Genomic DNA, 19,953 nt, shown 5'->3' with positions numbered 1-19,953 from the left:
TTACAAATCAGCAGGAAAAGCGGATTATTTTGCGCATTTAAAGGCGAAAATCTAGGAACTTTCGCGCCGCCGTCTACGTTTGAAAGGGGTGTACAAACTATAATGGCTACTACTGATCACTACTGATCGCTGTATAGCGGAAAGGAGCAAAATTCGTGGCGTTTTTAGAAAGGCTGGCGAAGCTCGATTCCGCTATGCAACGCGGCCTTGATAACGGCATGGCTTTTGTCTTCGGCGGCAAGGTCGTTCCTGCAGAGATTGATGAGCTTTTGAAGCAAGAAGCCCAGGACAATCTCGGCCACGGGGACGATGACAAACTCTATAGTCCCAATGTCATGACTGTAGGTGTCTCCTCCAAGGATTTGGAGAACTTGTCGCAAGACCCCGATTTGCCTGCCGATTGCGCAGACCAATTATCTCGCTTTATCCGCAATAACGGATGGTCCCTCGCTGGTCCCGTCATTGTGCGGATTGCGGAGGAATCGGGCCTGCGCACGGGCCAGCTTCGTGTGTCCTCGTTTATAGATCACGAGCCCACAGAAGAGACCGGTTTCGAGGCGATTTTCCACGACTTTGATGGTCAGGAGGACCAGATGACCAACCCGCACGAAAATAATGCGGATGACGCAGCTACTACCGCTTTCATTGCGCAAGATGACCAACCCGCGCCGCAAACGCAGGGCCCCGCAGTCAATTTGATGTTGCAGGATGGCTCTTCCCGCGTCTATCACGTGCAGGAAGGGTCAAATATTATTGGCCGCAGCAATGATGCAGATTTGCGCCTGCCGGATACGGGCGTGTCCCGCCAGCACGCGGAAATCACGTGGAACGGCGAAGATGCCGTGTTGGTGGATTTGCAGTCCACCAATGGCACCACAGTCAATGACACTCCTATTGATAACTGGCTGCTTGCCGATGGCGATGTGATCACCATGGGCCATTCCCACGTCGAGGTCCGCATTACGGGCCTTGATTCGCATAGTTACTAATTCACACTGAGGAAGGGAGGCCGCCATGGATGCAGTCATCATGCTGGCGCTTCGCATCGGCTTATTGGCTCTTTTGTGGGTATTTGTCCTGGTGGCCTTGAATGCCATGCGGCGGGATACCAATAAATCCGCAGGTGCTATGCCACAGCCGTCAAAAATGGGTGCGTCCCCGCGCAGTCATGCTGCGGTGAAGCAGCTTTCTATTGTGGAGGGTCCCTTGCAGGGATCCCACATGAATTTGGGCACGCTCGAGGAATGTACCTTGGGACGTGCCGCCGACTGTGATTTTGTCACTGGGGATGATTACTCCTCCGGCCATCATGCACGCCTATTTCGCCGCGGCAGCGAGTGGGTAGTGGAGGATTTGGAATCTCGCAACGGAACCCTCGTCAATGGTGTGCGCATCGACCAACCTGAGGTAGTCGGCGCGAACTCCGAAATTAAGCTAGGCCGCACTACCGTGAGGTTGAACGCATGACACTGAAGCTAAACTTTTTTGCCAAGTCGGACCGCGGGCTTATCCGCGGAAATAATGAGGACTCCGGATACGCCGGATCCCACCTGCTGATTTTGGCCGATGGCATGGGCGGGCATGCCGCGGGTGAGGTCGCCTCCCAACTCATGGTCAACCACCTCGAAATCTTGGATCAGGATCCGGGTAAGGAGGACACGGAGGCGCTCCTTGCAGCTGCTGCCGATGACGCCAATGAAGCCATCAGCGAGCACGTCACCGCCCACCCGGAGACCGAGGGCATGGGCACGACGCTGTCCACGATGCTGTTCAATGGCACCACCTTTGGTGTTTGCCATGTGGGCGATTCGCGCGCTTATTTGCTGCGCGATGGCAAGCTCGAGCAAATCACCAAGGACGATACCTATGTGCAGTCCTTGGTGGATAAGGGCGAGCTGGCTGCAGAAGATGTTTCTTCCCACCCACAAAAGTCCCTCATCTTGAAGGCCTATACCGGCCGTGCGGTGGAGCCGACGCTCTTTACATTCGAGGCCAAGGCGGGTGACCGCATCCTGCTGTGCTCGGATGGACTGTCTGACCCGGTTACGGCTTCCACTATTGAAACCGCCCTTGGCCAGGGAAGCATCGAACAGGCGGGCTCCACCCTCGTGGATCTCGCCATACGTTCGGGCGGACCAGACAATGTCACGGTCGTCATCGGTGAGGTTACGGAAGAAAAGCCCGCCACCCACGAGCCTTTCCGCGTTGGCGCGCTGGCGGGTTCGGTAGAAGAGCCCACTCACCCGGATTCTTCTGCGTCACGCGCCGCCAAACTCACCCGTAAACCGCAGGTGATCCCGCCGGCCGTCATGGCCGATGAAGACAACGCGGCCAAGGACTCCGATGAGGAAGAGGCAGAAGACGAGCCCTCTCGACGAAAAATCGGGTGGAAAGTCCTCATCGCCCTCATCATCATCTTGGCGCTCGTTATCGGCGCAGGGCTGTGGGTAAAGAATTTCTTGTCCAATAACTATTACGCCGAGACCAACGACGCACAAGAGATCACCATCCTCAAAGGCGCGGACTATTCCGTATTTGGCAAGGATTTAAGCTCCACGCACCAATACGTGTGCATTAATGACAAGAACTCCTTGCTGTTTTCTGCGCAGAAGTGCAAGGGAGACTTCACCCCGTTGAAGGTCTCTGACCTGCCCGAGTCTGAGCGTGGCGCGGTCAACCACATTTCCGCCGGTGATCTGAGCAAGGTTCAGGATCAGATTAATGACCTGGGTGAAAAGGCACTCAAGCCATGTATCACTGCACCGAGCCAAAAAGACAATAAAGACACCAAGGAAAACAAACCTGGGGTCACTTGTAGGGAGGTGTAGCTGATGCAGAAGTTTTTTAGCCGAAGAATCGAACTCGGCCTCCTTATTCTCGCCGCGGCTGTCTTTGCCATTACCTTGGTCAGTTTGGAGCTGTCGCAAGATAATGCGCTTACGACGGACCTGATCTACCTCATCGGTGGATTCATTGGTGTCTTTACCATTGCGCACTTGGCAATGTGCTTCTTGGCGCCCTACGCGGACCAGATCATGTTGCCTATCGTGGCCATCCTTAATGGCATTGGGCTTATCGTTTTGGCCCGCCTGGATTTGGTCAATGATCGGGGTCTCGCGGTCCGCCAGGTCATGTGGACCGTCGTTGGCTTGGTGCTCTTTGTGCTGGTCCTGGCGGTTGTCAAGGACCATCGCTCTCTCACCCGCTACTCCTATATCTTGGGCGCAGCCGGCCTCGTGCTGTTGGCGCTGCCATTGGTATGGCCACAACCTGATGGCGTTGAGGCGCGCATTTGGCTGAACTTCGGGCCATTTTCCATCCAGCCGGGTGAGTTCTCCAAGATCATGCTGATCTTATTCTTTGCCATGCTGCTAACGCAGAAGCGATCCCTTTTTACCGTGGCTGGCTATCGTTTCTTGGGAATTTCTCTGCCCCGCTTGCGCGACCTCGCCCCCATTCTCATCGTGTGGGCCATTGCCATCATCATCATGGGCATTTCCAATGACTTTGGTCCGGCACTGCTGCTCTTCAGCACGGTGCTGGGCATGCTATTTATGGCTACTGGCAGGGTTAGTTGGCTATTTATTGGCCTCGTCCTCGTCGGTATCGGTGGCTTTGGCATTTACCAGGTATCCGAAAAAATCCAGCAGCGTTTTTCCAACTTCATGGATCCGCTGGCCAACTACGACAACACCGGCTACCAATTGGCCCAGTCCCTTTTTGGTATGTCCTCTGGCGGTATTTCCGGCAGCGGCTTGGGCCAAGGCCACCCCGAATTGGTGCCGGTGGCACACTCTGACTTCATCCTCGCCGCTATCGGTGAGGAATTGGGCCTGATTGGCCTAGCTGCCGTTTTGGTCCTCTTTGGCATGTTGGTGACCCGCGGATTCAATACCGCGTTGCGTACCCGCGATACGTACGGCAAACTGGTCGCTTCAGGCCTTTCTCTTACTTTGGCGGTACAGGTCTTCGTCGTCACCGGTGGCATTTCCGCCCTGCTGCCGATGACCGGCTTGACCACTCCTTTCATGTCCGCCGGTGGTTCCTCTCTCATGGCTAACTATGTACTGTTGGCGATTTTGCTGCGGATCTCTAACGCGGCACGCCGACCCATGCAGGAGAACTCGAGCAATGCTCCGAGTGACACCTCCATGTTCCCGTCGGTTCAGGAGGCTTACCGATGAACAAATCCATCCGCCTAGTGTCCCTATTTGCCATCGTCTTGACCGCAATCCTGTTGGTGAACCTGACGGTGATTCAGGCATTTTCGGACGATAAATACGCGCATAATGCTAAGAACTCGCGCGGGTTTATTGAGTTGCAGACCACCCCGCGCGGCCAGATCTATTCCGGCAATACGGTGCTGGCGCAATCTACGGAAAACCCGGATGAGACCTACTCCCGGTCTTATCCCATCGATTCGCCTGCTTTTGGCAATATCACCGGATATTTGTCCAGCCAATTCGGCGCCTCGGAATTGGAATCCTCACAAAATGACATTCTCAATGGCACGGATGATTCCCTGTTCAAGCAGCACTGGCTGGATACCATCGCGAATAAGCCCACCCAGGGCGCCAATGTAGAGGTCACCATCGACCCAGCATTACAGCAGGCCGCGTATGACCAGTTGGCGGGTCCGGGATACGAAGGTTCGGCGGTTGCCATCCAACCATCGACGGGCAAGATTCTGGCCATGGCCTCCAACCCGGGCTTTAACCCGAATTCACTGGTCGGCGAGTCCGCCGATGAGGCGTGGACGGGTTTGCAGGAGCAAGCGGGCCAGCCACTGGTCAACCATGCAGCGGCGGATACCTTGCCACCGGGATCTATTTTCAAGATCATTACGACTGCGGCCGGGTTGAATAATGGATTCAATCCCTCGTCAAGCCTGACCGGTGCCAACGTGATTACCCTGCCGGATGCCGTCACGGAGCTGACGAACTACGGCAATGAGAAATGCAACGGCCAGGATTCGGTGACCCTGCAGACCGCCTTTGCGCTGTCGTGCAATACCGCATTTGTGCAGATGTCTGAGCAGATTGGCGCGGATGAACTGCGCAAGTACGCGGAGGGTTTCGGCATCGGCAAGAAATACGATCTGGGCGTCTCTTCCTCCGCAGGCACCTTGGGTGACCTGCCGGATGGTGCGGCGACGGCGCAATCGGCCATCGGCCAGCGCGATGTCACCATGAGCGCGTTGCAGGCGGCAGTCATGGCCGGCACCGTGGCCAATAAGGGCACGCGCATGGAGCCTTACCTGGTCAATCGCATTACCGATGCCCAGATGAAGGAGATCCGCACCACCAAGCCCAAGAAGGGCGGCGAGGCCGTGACGGAAGAGACCGCATCGACCATTAAGGACTTGATGTTTGCCTCCGAGCGTTCTTCGTGGGGCTACGACGGCAATGGCTTTGCATCCAAGACCGGTACCGCCGAGCACGGCGAAGGCTTGGCTCCGCACGTGTGGTACGTGGCCTTTGACCCGGACCGCGATATTGCCGTCGGGGTCGTCGTCAAGAACGGCGGTAACCTGGGCGAATCCGCAACGGGCGGCAGAGTCTCTGGCCCAATTGGTCGTGCCATCTTGAGCGCATACCAGGGGGAGCAGTAATGAAGAATACCGAGAATAAGGACCATCTCCAGGAACTCATCGGCAGCGACTACGAGCTGCAGTGGATCATTGGCCACGGTGGCATGTCAACGGTGTGGCTTGCCGATGACACTCGCAATGACCGCGAAGTAGCCATCAAGGTTTTGCGGCCGGAATTTTCCGATAACCAGGAATTCCTCTCCCGCTTCCGCAATGAAGCGGAATCGGCCGAATCTATCCAGTCCGATAACGTGGTGGCCACGTATGACTACCGCGAGCTGGAAGATAATGGCCGCAAATTCTGCTTCATGGCCTTGGAATACGTGCGGGGCGAATCCCTCGCGGACCTGCTTGCGCGCGAGAACACCTTGCAGGAAGAACTCGCGCTGGACGTGCTCGAGCAGGCGGGTCACGGCCTATCCATTATCCACCGGATGGGATTGGTGCACCGCGATATTAAGCCCGGCAACCTGATGATTACCCAAAATGGGCAGGTAAAGATTACGGACTTTGGCATCGCCAAGGCGGCTGCCTCGGTACCGCTCACGCGCACCGGCATGGTGGTAGGTACCGCCCAGTACGTTTCGCCTGAGCAAGCGCAGGGCAAGGAGGTCACCCCTGCCTCGGATATCTATTCGCTCGGCGTCGTAGGCTACGAGATGCTCGGCGGTAAGCGACCCTTTTCGGGCGATTCCTCCGTGTCCATCGCCCTTGCCCACATCAACCAAGAGCCTGAACCGCTGTCGACCACGATTAGCGCCCCGGCGCGCGAGCTCATTCGTATCGCGCTGCGCAAGGATCCCAATACCCGCTATGCCGATGGCAATGAATTTACGGTCGCGGTATCCGATGTGCGCCTGGGCAAGCGCCCACCGCAGCCCAAGTCCATTCCGCCCCACCAGCAGGCCCCAGAGCCTTCGCCCTCGGCATCGACGGAGATGCTTGCCGATGTCGCCCAGCCCACCACCATTCATCCAGCGGCGGGGACGCCAGCTCCACAGCGCAAGTCAGCACCAGCCCCGGGAAGCGATTCGAAGGGCGGGAAGTCTTTCCTTAAAGGCCTGGGTATCGTCGCGGCCATCGCCCTGCTTGCCGCGGCCGGCTACGCCATCATGAACCTCATGAGTAGCGAGGGCGGCGACAGCGAGCCTTCGTCTACCCAGGAAACTTCCGTGGTCACCGAATACCGGGATCCCACGACCACGCAGGTAGAAACCCTGGAGGAAGACGAAGGTACGAATGAGACGCCGCAGGAAGTGACGGTAACGGAGACGGAGCCCACGGATCGGGAGGGCAACCAGGCGCCGCGCGATAATCACCGGCAGCCGCAGACCCCGAACCAGCAGGCCCCGACGCGAAACCAGCAGGCCCCGAATACCCCGACGCAGCAGCGTCAGCCCCAGCAGCGCCAGCCGCAGCAGCAGGAGACGCACGTCGAAAATACACCTGAGCAGAAAAACACAGTAAACTCACAGCCCGATGAACTCCCTGGGGATTTATCTGACCTATTAAGACAGGATGGTGACTAAGCCATGGTCAATGACCGGTACCGGCTCGGTGAGATCATCGGCTCCGGCGGCATGTCCGAGGTATTTGCCGCAGAGGACACCACTTTAGGCCGGCAAGTAGCGGTAAAAATGCTGCGCACGGAGATGGCTCGCGATATCAACTTCCGCGAGCGCTTCTACCGCGAGGCGCAGAACTCGGGCAGGCTAAACCATCCCAATATCGTCGCGGTCTATGACACCGGCGAGACCGAGATGGACGGCATGACCATCCCGTATATCGTCATGGAGAAGGTCAACGGGGCCACGCTGCGAGATATTATCCGCGAAGATGGCCCGCTGCCCGCACAGGAGGCGGCGGAGATCCTCAAGCCGGTCGCGGAGGCCTTGCAGGCATCCCATGAGGCGGGAATCATTCACCGCGATATCAAGCCGGCGAATATCATGCTCACCAATACCGGCCAGGTGAAGGTGATGGACTTTGGCATCGCCCGTGCGTTGGATGATTCGACCTCAGCGATGACCCAAACTTCTGCCGTTATCGGTACCGCCCAGTACCTTTCCCCGGAGCAGGCGCGCGGCAAGAACGCCGATGCGCGTTCCGATGTCTATGCGCTGGGTTGCGTCATGTACGAGGTACTCACCGGCCGCACCCCATTCGAAGGCGAAACCCCCTTTGCCGTGGCCTACCAACATGTGCAGGAAGAACCGACCCCGCCTTCGGAGCTTATCGATGACCCCTCGCTGACCCCCACCCAGCGGGTCAATATCGATGCGGTGGTACTGACAGCGATGGCCAAGCACCCCGCAGACCGCTACCAGTCCGCCTGGGAGATGGCCGGCGATTTGGATCGCTTGCGCACGGGCCAGGTCACCGAGGCTGCCCGCATGCACGTCAACGAGGACGATGCCACGACGGCGATGCCCGCGCCGGCCACCGCTACTGCTACATCCCACCGGGCACCGATTGAATCGACGCGTCCTACCGGAGAAACCGAAGAAGATGAAGGCGGCGGCTGGATGAAGTGGCTCGCGCTGCTTCTTGTCGCGCTCTTGATCGCCATCTTGGGCTATTTTGCTTGGGATTTCTGGCGTAGCGACGATGAAAAGAATAGGGACGGCCGGAACCAAACCGAGGTAGCGGAGCACAATAGTGTCATCGTTCCGGAAGTAGAAAACCGCCCGCGCAATGAAGTGGTCAAAGAACTCGAGGACTTGGGGCTTCTCGTTACCGTGAATGAAGAAGCTAACCCGGATATCGATCGCAATAAGGCGATTCGCATCAATCCGGCCCCGGGTTCGGAATTGCAGAAGAATGCCTCGGTGACCTTGACCGTTTCTTCCGGCAAGGAAATCATCGATGTCCCGGATATCACCGGCATGAACTTGGATCAGGCCGCGCAGGTCTTGGAAGAGGCAGGCTTGGAGCTGAACTCGGATATTTCCGAGCGCAATGATGAGGCCCCCGCCGGCGAGGTAATCCAGCAGAACCCCGCGGGTGGTACCCAATTGTCCAAGGGCTCGAAGGTCCGGGTGACGGTGTCTAAGGGCATCGAAAAGAAGCGCGTTCCTGATGTTTCCGGCTTGAACGAAGAGGATGCGCGCAGCCGCCTCGAAGCCAGTGACTTCGACGTCAATGTCCGCGAAGTCGATTCCTTAGAGCCGGAAGGCACCGTGCTAAACGTCTCCAACCAGGGCGCGCAGCTGGAAAAGGGCCAGACTGTCACCATTGAGGTATCCAATGGGATGCTCATGAAGGCACCCGAGGTCATGCACAAGAATCAAGGACAAGCCGAGAATGCCCTGCGCCAGGCGGGCTGGAATGGCCAGCTGCGCGTGGGCGAGCCAATTCCTACCGGCGCCTTGGTCGATAGCAATAAGATCGGTTGGGCATCCATCAATCCTGGCGATACCATCCGCAAGGATCAGGACGTGGAGGTTCGCATCTGGAAATTCGAAGCCTCGGCGCTACTGCCGTAACCACCGCTGCTGGTATCGTAATTCATCAGTAAGCACTGAGATAAGAACTGAAGTCTAGAGAAGGTCTCTTATGCCAAAGTCAAAGATCACCCAGAGCTCTGCCACCCAGGTATCGAGCTCTGCCGGGGCGAATCGCACCCCGGTCAAAATCAACTCTGAAGGCACCCCGAAGTGGTACGTGGCCATCATGCTTGGCCTGATGGTCATTGGCCTGCTGTGGCTCGTGGTCAATTATCTCGCCGGTGAATCCATCCCCTTCATGGCGGAGCTCGGCGGTTGGAACTACGGGATTGGTTTCGGCCTCGCCCTCATTGGTTTGCTCATGACCATGGGCTGGCGCTAGACCGCCGCCAAAAAGAAACCCTCGCCGCCACCGCAAGGTGACCGCGAGGGTTTCCGTGCTTAGGCCTTAGTGTTCAGCCGGGCGCACACGGGCAACAGAGACACTCTGGTCAGCGCGGCCCTCGTGTTCGATATCTACTCCAGCGATCTGCTTTACCGTGGGGCAGACCACCGGGGTAATCAGGTTGATGCCGCGCTCGCGCAGCTTCTCGGACTCCACCGCGATGATGGGGGTCCCGGCGCGGACAACATCGCCCTTGGCCGCGAGCTTGGTAAAGCCCTCCCCGTTCAATTCAACGGTATCGATACCGATGTGAATGAGCAGGTCGAGGCCTTCTTCGGTCCGCATGCCGAAGGCATGGCCGGTCTTGAAGACCATGGTGATGGTGCCATCTACTGGGGCACAGACATCGAAGGCATCGATCACGGTAGGAATAACGGCAAAGCCTTCGCCCACCATGCCCTGAGCAAAGGACTCATCGGGGACCTCAGAAAGCGGCACGACGGTTCCCTCGAACGGGGCGTGGAGCTGAATATCGGTGCCGATCTTCTCCGCCGGGCGAGCCTCTTCGCTGGGCTTCGCCGACTTCGTAGCTACCGAGGCGGAGCCGGTGCGCAGTTGGTGGTTGACCTCATCAAACATGAACTGCACGGAGGGGCCCACGATGACCTGCACGTTCTTTTCGGAAGGGTGGATGACGCCGGAAATCCCGGCGCGCTTGATAGTGGGGTCATCGACAAGCGCGCGATCCTTTACACCCACGCGCAGGCGGGTGGTGCAGTAATCCAAGGAATCGATATTGTCCTTGCCGCCGAGACCCTCGATGATGCGGGAGGCGGACGCGGCAGTCTTGTCATCGCCCGTGGCGGCATCGTCGTCTTCAGGGGCGTCCTCTTCATCGCCGCGGCCTGGGGTCTTCAGGTTAAACCAGCCGATGAGGTAGTAGAAGATAACGAAATACAGGGCGAAGAAGATAACGCCCATAATTAGGAGCATGTACCACTTATTGGCCAGCGGGTTTTGCGAGGACAACAACATATCCACAAAACCTGCGGAGAAGCCGAATCCCGCGGTCCATTCCATCGCGGAGGCGATAAAGACCGACAGGCCCGTCAGCAGCGCGTGCACCACATAAAGCAGCGGGGCGACGAACATAAAGGAGAATTCCAGCGGCTCGGTCACGCCGGTGAAGAAGGAGGCTAGGGCGCCGGCGGCCATGAGGGAGCCGATGACCTTGCGGCGGCCCTTATCCGCGCGCAGGTACATGGCCAGGGCGGCACCTGGCAGGCCGAACATCATGATTGGGAAGAATCCGGCCTGGTAGCGTCCAACCACTCCGTCCACGGTGCATTGTCCGTTTTCCCAAATACCAGGGCACTCTGCGGCGGAGGTAGCCGCGGCGGCCGCGTCGATAGTGGATTGGCCGGATTGGAAGTTACCGATGTCGTTAATACCAATAACGTCGAACCAGAACACGGAGTTCAGTGCGTGGTGCAGACCCGTCGGAATGAGCAGGCGGTTGGCCACGCCGTAGATGCCCGCACCCGCAGCACCGAGGCCCTGGATGGAGGTACCGAAGTTGAAGAGCGCGTGGTAAATGAAGGGCCATACGAAGTAGAGGATGGCGGAAACCACGATGGCGAAAAGCGCAGTGAGGATGGGGACGAGGCGGCGGCCAGAGAAGAAGGCCAGGAAGTCCGGCAGCTTAGTGCCATGGAAGCGGTTATAGACCATCGCCGCCATGATGCCTGCAAGGATGCCGAAAAGAACGTTGCCGTCACCGACTGCATTCCAACCTTCAGCCGCCCATTCGACGGCTTCGTCGCCCGTAAGAGCCTCGGGATCTTCGATGCCGCGATAGCCGGCCACCGCGTCGGGGCCCAAGAGCTTCATGAAGGTGGCATACGCCAGGAAACCGGACAGTGCGGAGGCACCATTGGAGTCTTTGGCCAGGCCAAAGGCGATGGCAACGGCGAAGATCCAGCCCAGATTATCCAGCACGGCACCGCCGGAGCTGACCAGCAGCTGCGCGACAACATTATCCTGGCCGGCAACGCTGGCTATCCAGTAGCCAACGCCGCCGAGGATCGCCGCGACAGGCAGTACTGCCACGGCGCCCATCAGCGCCTTTCCGAGCCGCTGCAGCGGCCCCATAATATTGAGTTTCACGAGAGGAGTCCTTTCAAAGGTGTAAAGAGGTAAAAGAGGGCTTCAGTGCGGACGGTGCTCATCCACAAAGCGGTAGTACTCGTAATCTTCCAACTGGGAAGCCGCGTCTTCATCGAGAATCACCGTGGCCCGTGGGTGTAGCTGGAGGACCGAGGCCGGGCAGTGCGCGGACAGCGGGCCCTCCACCATGTCGCGGACCGCGCTGGATTTTTCGGTCCCAGTGGCCAGCAGCAATAGGTGACGGGCCTCGCTGATGGTGCCGAGCCCCTGGGTCAGCGCATAGCGAGGAACACTGTCCGTGTTCTCGAAGAAGCGGGCATTATCCTGCACCGTCCGCGGGTGCAGCGTTTCCAGGCGCGTGCGCGATTGCAAGGAGCTGGAGGGCTCATTAAAGCCGATGTGCCCATTGCCACCGATGCCCAGCAGCTGGATATCGATGCCGCCAGCATGGCGAATGGCCTGGTCATAGGCGGCTGCGGCGCGGTCCGAGTCCGCGGCATCGCCCTCGGGGCTCTGCACTAACTCATCGATGAAGTCGACGTGACTGGTAAATACGCGGCGGATGGTGGAGTAATACGACTGCTCATGGGAGCGAGCCAGCCCCACGTATTCATCGAGGAGGAAGGCTCGGCTGCGAGCGAAACTCACCTCTTGGCGCTCGTAGCGGGCGGTGAGTTCTTGATACATCGCTACCGGAGTAGAACCCGTGGCCAGGCCCAAGGTGGCCCCGGCGTTGGCATAGCGGACGAAGATATCGGCGGCGGCAATAGCCACCTCTGCTGGTGTGGAACGAATGAGGATGTCCATGCAGTATTTCCTAACGTGAATCAGTATCTGTCGCGGCGGTGATGTCAATGCCATCAGCGATGACGCGCATGGGCTCGAAGTGCGCATTCAGGCCCACGAGGTTGGCGCGCTTGCCGGGAGCCAAACGCCCTATGTCCTTATCCCCCAGTACGTCAGCGGCCGTGGTGGAGGTAAACCGAACCGCCTCCTCTGCGCCGTGGCGCGCGGCAAAACGCGCAAATTGCTGCGCCAAGGTGGAGGTTCCACCGGCGATGGCGCCACTGTCCACCCGCGCCACGCCGCCGGTCACGGTAACGGGCAGGGAGCCCAGCTCATAGGAGCCATCGGCCATGCCGGCAGCGGCCATCGCATCGGTGACCGCAAAGGAGCGGCGGTTATAGGCCATATCCACGGTGCCATCGGCAAGATGCACGCCATCGGCAATGAGCTCTACTCCCACATCGCCGGCCTTCGAGCCGGTGAGCAGGGCGGCCACCGTGCCAGGGTTGCGGTGGTGGATGGGCGGCATGGCATTAAAAAGGTGGGTCCCGGTCACGGTAACGCCCAAGTCTTGTGCCTGCCCCATGACCCGCAGCGTGGTCTCGTAATCTGCCTCGGTATGGCCCAAGCTGGCGATGATATCGTGCTCGGCGCAGACCTCGAGGAGCTCCGCTGCGGCCGGGGTTTCTGGGGCAAAAGTAATGGAGCGCAAATGCCCGCGGGCTGCATCGATGACCGCGCGGAAAAAGTCTGGATCCCCCGGCACGATGCGCGATGGATCCTGCGCGCCACATTTGGCAGCGGCGATAAACGGGCCTTCCATGTGGATGCCGGCGATATCCCCTTCTTCTGCCAACGTGGCGAGCAGCTCCGCCCGCGCGCACAGTTCCGCCTGCGTTCCAGAGACCATGCTGGCTATCAGCGTGGTGGTGCCATGGGCGCGATGGAAGCGCGCAGCGGCTCGGCACTGGTAATAGTCACCATTAGGAAAGCTTCCGCCATTGCCGCCATGATTGTGCAGGTCCACAAAACCTGGGACCCACAGCAAAACGTCTGGGTCACCAGATTGCCAGGCCGCCTGCGCTGCGGGGACATCACCAAGCGAGATGTCTTCAATGCGCCCGCCAAAGTTCAGCGCACCAGCACGCAGTTCGACATCTTCATCGATGTACAGGCCTTCTACGCGGCTCTTCCTCTGTGTCTGCATATTTCATTCACTTATCTTTTGTCCGGGCAGGCACCGTGCCACAATCGCGCCGATATCCCAGCGCAGAATTATGTTATAACCTATCGGTACCATAAGCCGATGTCAATGACGTCACGTTCGCTTTTTTATGTGAGATTTTCGAGGACTATCAACTGTGATGCTCAACTTCGTTTAGGCATAGACCCGCACCAGCCACTGGACTACATTGATCTTTAGGAAGTATCGCTTGCCGATGCCACCTCTACCCTCGGCTTCTCTCTAGCAAGCGCGCTACCTACGCCAACCACCGCGTCACGTCAGGAGAACGTAAATATGGATTTAAAACCAGAAACTATTGTTTCTAATATTTTAAGCGATATTGCGGAAGTAAATGATTGGGCCAGCATTGCTGATGCCACCGGCGCTAATGACATAAACTCTTTCTACGCCACCCCTGACGAGGTTTTCACCATCCTCACTGCTGTTAAAAATAGTCCCGATTTGGCCCTCGGAACTGTCACAAATGAGTTCAAGGATTTCCCTGATAGCTGGTCGCCGCGTGATATAACAGACCGGATCTTTGCCTCGTCAGATCCCAACCTCTCGATGATGGATATCTTTATGCGCCCGACCAATGAATGACCTACGGAAGAATAGAGATGAAAACTGACCACGTATCTCCTTTAAGTTACGTAGCCCTTAGCACTGTGGTTGTTGCTTCATGACTAGCCCTATATGTGCATTTTGAGACATATCCATGCTCATTGCCTTGATAATCAGTCTGCTCAACTGGGCCCTCCGGTCTTGTCATCAAGCAGCTACCCTGCAAAAGCGCAGGGATAAATTGGGTGCGATCTACTGTCTAAATGACCACTAAGAGTGCTCTTCCGCGATATCGCGCATGCAATTATTATTGAAATAATAACCGTTTCATGTCCTTCACAAGTACTCGCCTCGGACATGACGGGATTTCATCTCAAGGAGCACACCATGACCAGTCGTTCACCCGCACCGCCGCGGCACCGGTCCCAGTACGTTCTCGTGGCCGGCTTAGCCGTCTCGGTGGCCTATGCCGCCGTCCATATCGCGTTTTCTGATCCCGCCCTGATCGAAGGCACCGCCCCTGCGCGCCTTTCCTTACGCAATTACCTTGGACCGGTGCTCGGCTCTGGCATGGTGTGGGCGCTATTTGCTTACCTCATGGGCAAGGCGTGCTCCCACCGGTGGACCACGGCCTTTTTCGCAGGAGCCGGCATACTCCTGCTCATGTTGGCGGTGCACTACGGGCTGCTTTTCGCCTTTGGCATCTACGACTGGCAGACGGCCTTTTCCTCCAATGCCGCGTGGTTCCTCTTTGCCCTTATCGCCGGGCCACTTTTCGGCGCGGCGGGGGCATTTTCCCACAGGTTGGGCTGGCTAGATTACGTTGCCGTGCTCGGTTTCGTACTGGAGCCATTAGTCACCGGCCTCATTCCCGGCAATAGTATCGAGCCGCAGACCACGACCACCCCTGGATATCTAGCCGCAGTAACGCTGTGGATGATCGGTGCGGTATTCCTCTACTGCGAACGCCGCGCGCCCATTAAGGCGTAGCCGCACTTTCAGCGGCCCACCATCCGGGCATGCCATGGACGCCGGCCCCGGGCGCGGTGGATCCTGATGCCATGAATATTCCCGGCGCGAGCCGGTGTGGGTGCACGGAAAGGCGCGGGCGCAGCACGGTCTGCAGCCCGGTCATGGCGCCACCGGCGATATCGCCACCCACCAGGTTGGGGTTCCAGCGTTCCAGATCGGCCGGACTCGTGGCGCGGGTGGCCAGGATGGTATCGCGAAAACCTGGTGCAAAGCGCTCGATCTGCCGCGCAATGAGGCCGGTCACCTCACCCGGGTAGCGCTCCTCATAGCCGTGCGGCACGTGCGCGTAGGTCCACAGCACCAGCCCGCGCGACGGGTCGGCCACGTACTGTTGACACACCATGACCAGGGGATTTTCGGGCATGCGGCGCTTGCTGATGTCCATTTCCGCCCCACCAATCTCCTCCACGCTGCCGCCCACGTGGACGGTGCCCGCTTGCCCCACGCGGGGATCGGCCCACGGCACGGGTTCGCTTAGGTGAAAGTCCACCTTGTACACCGCGCTGCCATAGCGCCACCGCCGCAGGTTTCGTCGAGTCCGTGCAGGAAGGTCGAGCCCGCCCAGCCCGAGAACCTGACGCGGGGTGAGGTTGAGGATAAGGGCATCGGCGCGGGGCAGGCTGCGCACATCCGTGATGTCGGCGCCGGTGTAGATGCGGGCGTTGTGGGAGCGGAGGAGGGAGACGAGGGCATCGGCAAGCGCCTGCGTGCCGCCTTCTACCACCGGCCAGCCGCGGGTCATGCCGAGCGCGCCAAAGAGCAGGCCGAAAGCGGAGGTAAAAGCCCTGGTAGGCGAGGTAATGGCGTGCACCGCGCTACCGGCGAATAAGGCGCGGGCCTGCGGGGAAGTAAATGCCGCCCGCGCGAGCGCGCTCGCCGGAAGCACGCCCGGCGCGCCGAATTGCGCCAAGCGCACTGGGTGCTCAGGCCAGCGCACCAGCGGGGTGAGCGCATTATTCACGTGCTCGTCGATATTGCGCACCACGTGGCCGTGCAGGCGGGTCCACGCCCGAGCATCGGTGCCGAGCCCCGCGGCGGTCTCCTCTAGAGAATTGTGAAGAATGCCCGCCTGCGCGCCCTCCAGTGGATGGGCCATGGGATAGCGCGCATGGCACCAGCGCAGGCCGTGCGATTCCAGATCGAGCGCGCGGAAGGCCGGGCTCGCGATGCCGAAAGGATGACCGGCCGCGCCGAGATCGACGACGGTGCCTGGGAAGATCTCCGTCGACGATGCCGCTGCCCCACCCGGGTGGCTGGCGCGCTCATACACATCCACGCGCCAACCGGCTGTAGCGAGGCGGGCCGCGGCGGTGAGCCCATTGGGCCCTGCGCCGACGATCACGGCGTGCGGTTGTTTATCCACAGTCCTCCTTGTGCAGGTCAGTGGCCCCAATCTACCTATTCACCCACACGATGGGTACAAAGTTATCCACAGGCTGTGGAAGAAACCTGTGGAATATTTATTTCACAGACTTATCCCCACCCTGTGGATAAGTGTTTTCACGGGCTTCCACAGGTGATTTTTCGGCCGCCGATACCGCTATAACCTGTGTGATCAGGGAAAACTCCGGAAAAGCGTTCGGTAAATTACAAGAATGTGGTTATCCACAATGTGGATAACTATTGTGGATTTCTTTCGCACACCCATTCCGGTGATCAAATTCCACAGTTATCCCCAAACCCCAGCTCGCAGGGCCAATAACACAATGATGACCGCACCGGTAAGAGCGACACCCGCCCAGCGCACGGATTTATTTCGATGAAAGAGGAAGAAGCTCAAGATGATGCCGGTGCACAAGCCACCAAGGTGGCCCCACAGGGAGACTCCCTCTGCGACGAAGGTATAGCCCACATTGACCAATACGAGGACGATGGGCGCGCGCAAGTCCATCCCGCGTTGCCGGAAGACGCCCACCAGCATGCCCATCAGGGCAAAGATCGCCCCGGAGGCGCCTACCGTGGGCGTGCCAAAATCGAACCACAGCACCATGGCGGAAGCGCCCAAACAAGAAACTAGGTACGCGGCAATGTATAGCCCGGTATTTAAGGCGCGCTCTACTTCCCTACCGATGAGCAGGAGCATCACCATATTGACCGCGAGGTGCCCGCCGTCCAAGTGCATGAATTCCGAGGACAGCGCCGTTAGCGGCGCATCGGCGTACTGCGGCCCCCACAAGGCCCAGTCTTGGCTCAGCGTGGAGAGAAAGAAGGTCTCGCCCAATGTGCGAGCTTGTACCGCGGTAATTGACCACGCGATGATGCAGATCGCGGCGATGGTCGAGGTAACGGGGGCGGTTCGCAAATAATTTTTCACCATGGCGTAGAAGCTGACCCTTTGTTGGCATTCGGATAAAACTAAACGAACCCGGCACCACAGGAAGGAGTGTGGTGCCGGGCGCGGTGCGAGAAAACGCTTAGGCGATATCGATGGACTCGATGACAACGTCCTCATGCGGACGGTCCATCCGGTCGGTGTCGACCTTGCCAATCTTGGAGACGACTTCCTGCGAAGCCGGGTCCGTAACCTCACCGAAGATGGTGTGGTGGTTGTTCAGGTGCGGGGTCGGCGCCACGGTGATGAAGAACTGGGAACCGTTGGTGCCTGGGCCAGCATTGGCCATGGCCAGCAGGAATGGGCGGTCGAACTGCAGCTCTGGGTGGAACTCGTCCTGGAACTGGTAGCCCGGGCCACCGCGGCCGGTGCCGGTGGGGTCGCCGCCCTGGATCATGAAGTTATCGATGATGCGGTGGAAGATGGCGCCCTCGTAGAACGGGCCGGACTGCTCGCCCTTTGCGTTCTGGGTGGAGTAGTCCTTTTCGCCCTTGGCCAAACCGATGAAGTTTTCAACGGTTACCGGTGCGTGGTTACCGAAGAGATCGATAACAATATCGCCGTAGTTGGTATGCATCGTTGCAGTTGCGGTCTTCTGAGTCATGCCAGCCATTGTAAAGAATTTACTTCCTCTCCGCTGTGCAAGACATAACGCTCTCAGCGATCGCGCTATCGTTCTCCCCCTAGTCAGCTGACAGGGCTTGTCCCCCAAATAGCCAGCTAACCACGAGGGCACCGGGATCGATGACTCCCTTGCTGCGATCACCCAGGTAAGACGCGCGTCCCTTCTTGGCAGCGATCTTTCCGGTTTCTTCCACGCCCTCGCGTGCGGCCTCGTACAGGGCCTGGAGCGTTTGCTCGTCTGGGCGCTCTGCACCGATTTCTTTCGCCTTTTCAGCAGCCGGAATGAGCGCATCGAGCATGGTGCAATCCCCGCGCTGCGCGCCGCCAAGTTCCTGAATAAACTCCGCCGCGCTGCTTAAACCTTCCGCTAAGGTCTGCGCGCGGGCCATGTCGTTGAAGAAGCTGCCGAAGACCGCGCCCGAGGTTCCGCCCGCTAGGACGAGGAAGCGCTTGGCCAAGCCGGTGAAAATCTCATCATCCGCGCCGCGCAGCGGCAGTTTAATGCTTTCCAGCGCCGCCTCCATATTGGTACCGAAGTCCCCATCGCCGGCCTTGCGGTCAAGCTCGGTCAACTCCTCGATGGAAGATTGCACGCGGTCGACGAAGTCACTCAACCACTGGTTCTCTTCGCCTTCGGTGGGCAGTTCATCTTCAAAGGTAATCCGCGCCGATTCCACCTGCTTGGCACCGCCCAAGGTATGGGGCCAGGCGGGGGCTTGGGTTGGGGCATCGATAAGCTCAAGCAGCTCATCGTCGGCCTTGAGCAGCGTGATGGATACGCCGTGCATATTGACCGCGGTGACGAAGTTGCCCACCATGGAGCGCACTACCGTAATCCCCTTCTCCGCCAGCTGCGCGGACGCCTCGCCGAATACCAGGCTCAGCTCCAAAGGCGTGGTGCCGCCCAAACCGTTGACTAGGCACACCACCTCGTCGCCGCTGTTGATATCAAGGGCAGCACCCAGCTTTTCCAGCACGGTGGCCACGATGGCATGGGCACTATCGACCTTCTCCGTGTGCGTGCCAGGCTCGCCATGGATGCCCACGCCGACTTCCATGTGCCCGTCATCCAGATCAAAGGTTTCGCGCCCCGTGGTGGGCAAAAAGCCGGATCCCAGTGCCACGGACATGCTGCGGGATTGATCGGCGGTCCGTTCAGCAAGCTCGGTGACCTTATCCAAGTCATCGCCGCGATACGCCGCGGCACCGGCCACCTTTTCCACCAGGATCGTGGCACCGGTACCGCGCCGTCCGGGGCCCTCGCCGGTGCCTTCGGTAGCAATATCATCGGCAACCAAGACGGAACGCGTATCTACGTCCTCTGCCGCATTGCGGGCCACGGTGAAGTTCATGACATCGCCGGTGTAATTCTTCACAATGTGCAGCACTCCCCTGCCCTGATCGGCCCACTGCGTGGCTTCGCTGACCTGGACCGCATTCGGGGAGGTAAACAGCAGGCCCGGGCAGGCAGCGGCGAGCATGCCTTGCCCAATGAAGCCGGCGTGCATGGGCTCGTGGCCGGATCCGCCACCGGAGATGACCGCGACCGCCGGTTTATCATCGGCCGTGCGCAGCGGGGTGCTGCGCCCGATGAAGCCCGCGTCGTGCCAGGTGGCATCGGGATGCTGGGCGATGAACCCGGCCAGGGAATCAGACAGGAAGGATTCTTGGCTATTGCGAAATGCTGAGTGCTTCATAGCGCCCACGGTAATCCGGATCCGGCCATAGCGTCACGGGTGGGTACAAGATCACGAAAACGCTATGCAGACCGGCTGCATAGCGTTTTCTTTAAGAACCTAGAGT

At 58.9% G+C, this 19,953-nt stretch carries 17 protein-coding genes; 10 read left to right on the top strand and 7 right to left on the bottom strand.

All coding sequences use genetic code 11. The features are described 5' to 3' along the window. Positions 1 to 155 precede the first annotated feature (155 nt). The 8 genes from CACC_RS00200 (at position 156) to crgA (ending at position 9,418) form a co-directional block, all read left to right on the top strand. Positions 156 to 989 (top strand): FHA domain-containing protein, encoded by an 834-nt coding sequence (locus tag CACC_RS00200; protein ID WP_005276103.1) that lies wholly within the window; start codon positions 156 to 158, stop codon positions 987 to 989. A 25-nt stretch (positions 990 to 1,014) separates the two neighbouring features. Beyond that, the gene (locus tag CACC_RS00195) at positions 1,015 to 1,467 is read left to right on the top strand and encodes an FHA domain-containing protein FhaB/FipA (RefSeq protein ID WP_005276102.1); all 453 of its coding nucleotides are present in this window, start codon (positions 1,015 to 1,017) and stop codon (positions 1,465 to 1,467) included. After that, positions 1,464 to 2,828 (top strand): PP2C family protein-serine/threonine phosphatase, encoded by a 1,365-nt coding sequence (locus CACC_RS00190; protein WP_005276099.1) that lies wholly within the window; start codon positions 1,464 to 1,466, stop codon positions 2,826 to 2,828. Before CACC_RS00195 ends, CACC_RS00190 begins: the two co-directional genes overlap by 4 nt. Positions 2,829 to 2,831: 3 nt before the next feature. Then, positions 2,832 to 4,184, top strand: coding sequence for an FtsW/RodA/SpoVE family cell cycle protein (locus CACC_RS00185; RefSeq protein ID WP_005276093.1), 1,353 nt, complete (start codon positions 2,832 to 2,834; stop codon positions 4,182 to 4,184). Next, complete coding sequence (locus CACC_RS00180) at positions 4,181 to 5,611, top strand: penicillin-binding transpeptidase domain-containing protein (RefSeq protein ID WP_005276086.1); 1,431 nt, start codon at positions 4,181 to 4,183, stop codon at positions 5,609 to 5,611. Before CACC_RS00185 ends, CACC_RS00180 begins: the two co-directional genes overlap by 4 nt. Beyond that, positions 5,611 to 7,119, top strand: coding sequence for a serine/threonine-protein kinase (locus CACC_RS00175; RefSeq protein WP_005276084.1), 1,509 nt, complete (start codon positions 5,611 to 5,613; stop codon positions 7,117 to 7,119). The genes CACC_RS00180 and CACC_RS00175 overlap by 1 nt, the downstream gene beginning before the upstream one ends. Before the next feature lie 3 nt (positions 7,120 to 7,122). After that, entirely contained in the window at positions 7,123 to 9,075 is a 1,953-nt protein-coding gene (gene pknB / locus CACC_RS00170) for a Stk1 family PASTA domain-containing Ser/Thr kinase (protein WP_005276082.1), read from the top strand. 70 nt (positions 9,076 to 9,145) lie between these two features. Next, positions 9,146 to 9,418: a cell division protein CrgA gene (crgA, locus tag CACC_RS00165; protein WP_005276080.1), complete on the top strand. Its 273-nt coding sequence runs from the start codon at positions 9,146 to 9,148 to the stop codon at positions 9,416 to 9,418. A gap of 66 nt (positions 9,419 to 9,484) precedes the next feature. Here crgA and nagE read toward each other — a convergent pair whose 3' ends face one another. From nagE to CACC_RS00150, 3 genes are read right to left on the bottom strand one after another with little or no spacing between them, the layout of a single operon-like run. Continuing rightward, positions 9,485 to 11,572, bottom strand: coding sequence for an N-acetylglucosamine-specific PTS transporter subunit IIBC (nagE, locus tag CACC_RS00160; RefSeq protein WP_005276076.1), 2,088 nt, complete (start codon positions 11,570 to 11,572; stop codon positions 9,485 to 9,487). 57 nt (positions 11,573 to 11,629) lie between these two features. Continuing rightward, positions 11,630 to 12,394 (bottom strand): glucosamine-6-phosphate deaminase, encoded by a 765-nt coding sequence (gene nagB, locus CACC_RS00155; protein ID WP_005276073.1) that lies wholly within the window; start codon positions 12,392 to 12,394, stop codon positions 11,630 to 11,632. Between the two features lie 10 nt (positions 12,395 to 12,404). Continuing rightward, positions 12,405 to 13,580 (bottom strand): N-acetylglucosamine-6-phosphate deacetylase, encoded by a 1,176-nt coding sequence (locus CACC_RS00150; RefSeq protein WP_035108214.1) that lies wholly within the window; start codon positions 13,578 to 13,580, stop codon positions 12,405 to 12,407. A 312-nt stretch (positions 13,581 to 13,892) separates the two neighbouring features. Between CACC_RS00150 and CACC_RS00145 the strand changes: the two genes are divergently transcribed. Both CACC_RS00145 and CACC_RS00140 read left to right on the top strand, forming a co-directional pair. Beyond that, the gene (locus tag CACC_RS00145; RefSeq protein WP_005276065.1) at positions 13,893 to 14,201 is read left to right on the top strand and encodes a hypothetical protein; all 309 of its coding nucleotides are present in this window, start codon (positions 13,893 to 13,895) and stop codon (positions 14,199 to 14,201) included. Between the two features lie 348 nt (positions 14,202 to 14,549). After that, positions 14,550 to 15,152 (top strand): hypothetical protein, encoded by a 603-nt coding sequence (locus CACC_RS00140; protein ID WP_050755808.1) that lies wholly within the window; start codon positions 14,550 to 14,552, stop codon positions 15,150 to 15,152. Here the strand turns inward: CACC_RS00140 and CACC_RS00135 are convergent. The 4 genes from CACC_RS00135 to CACC_RS00120 form a co-directional block, all read right to left on the bottom strand. Beyond that, complete coding sequence (locus CACC_RS00135; protein WP_005276059.1) at positions 15,142 to 16,557, bottom strand: phytoene desaturase family protein; 1,416 nt, start codon at positions 16,555 to 16,557, stop codon at positions 15,142 to 15,144. The two genes, CACC_RS00140 and CACC_RS00135, sit on opposite strands and share 11 nt — an antisense overlap. A 306-nt stretch (positions 16,558 to 16,863) precedes the next feature. Continuing rightward, positions 16,864 to 17,511 carry a rhomboid family intramembrane serine protease gene (locus CACC_RS00130; protein WP_005276056.1) on the bottom strand — a complete coding sequence of 216 codons (648 nt, stop codon included), beginning with the start codon at positions 17,509 to 17,511 and terminating at the stop codon, positions 16,864 to 16,866. A 97-nt stretch (positions 17,512 to 17,608) separates the two neighbouring features. Continuing rightward, positions 17,609 to 18,139 carry a peptidylprolyl isomerase gene (locus tag CACC_RS00125; RefSeq protein WP_005276055.1) on the bottom strand — a complete coding sequence of 177 codons (531 nt, stop codon included), beginning with the start codon at positions 18,137 to 18,139 and terminating at the stop codon, positions 17,609 to 17,611. 70 nt (positions 18,140 to 18,209) lie between these two features. Next, entirely contained in the window at positions 18,210 to 19,847 is a 1,638-nt protein-coding gene (locus CACC_RS00120) for a dihydroxyacetone kinase family protein (RefSeq protein WP_005276053.1), read from the bottom strand. Positions 19,848 to 19,953: the final 106 nt, after the last annotated feature.

Origin of the sequence: Corynebacterium accolens, from assembly GCF_023520795.1 — a bacterium.
Classification (GTDB): domain Bacteria; phylum Actinomycetota; class Actinomycetes; order Mycobacteriales; family Mycobacteriaceae; genus Corynebacterium; species Corynebacterium accolens.
The sequence above is the reverse complement of the archived record's forward strand: the minus strand, read 5'-3'. Positions and strand labels throughout refer to the sequence as shown.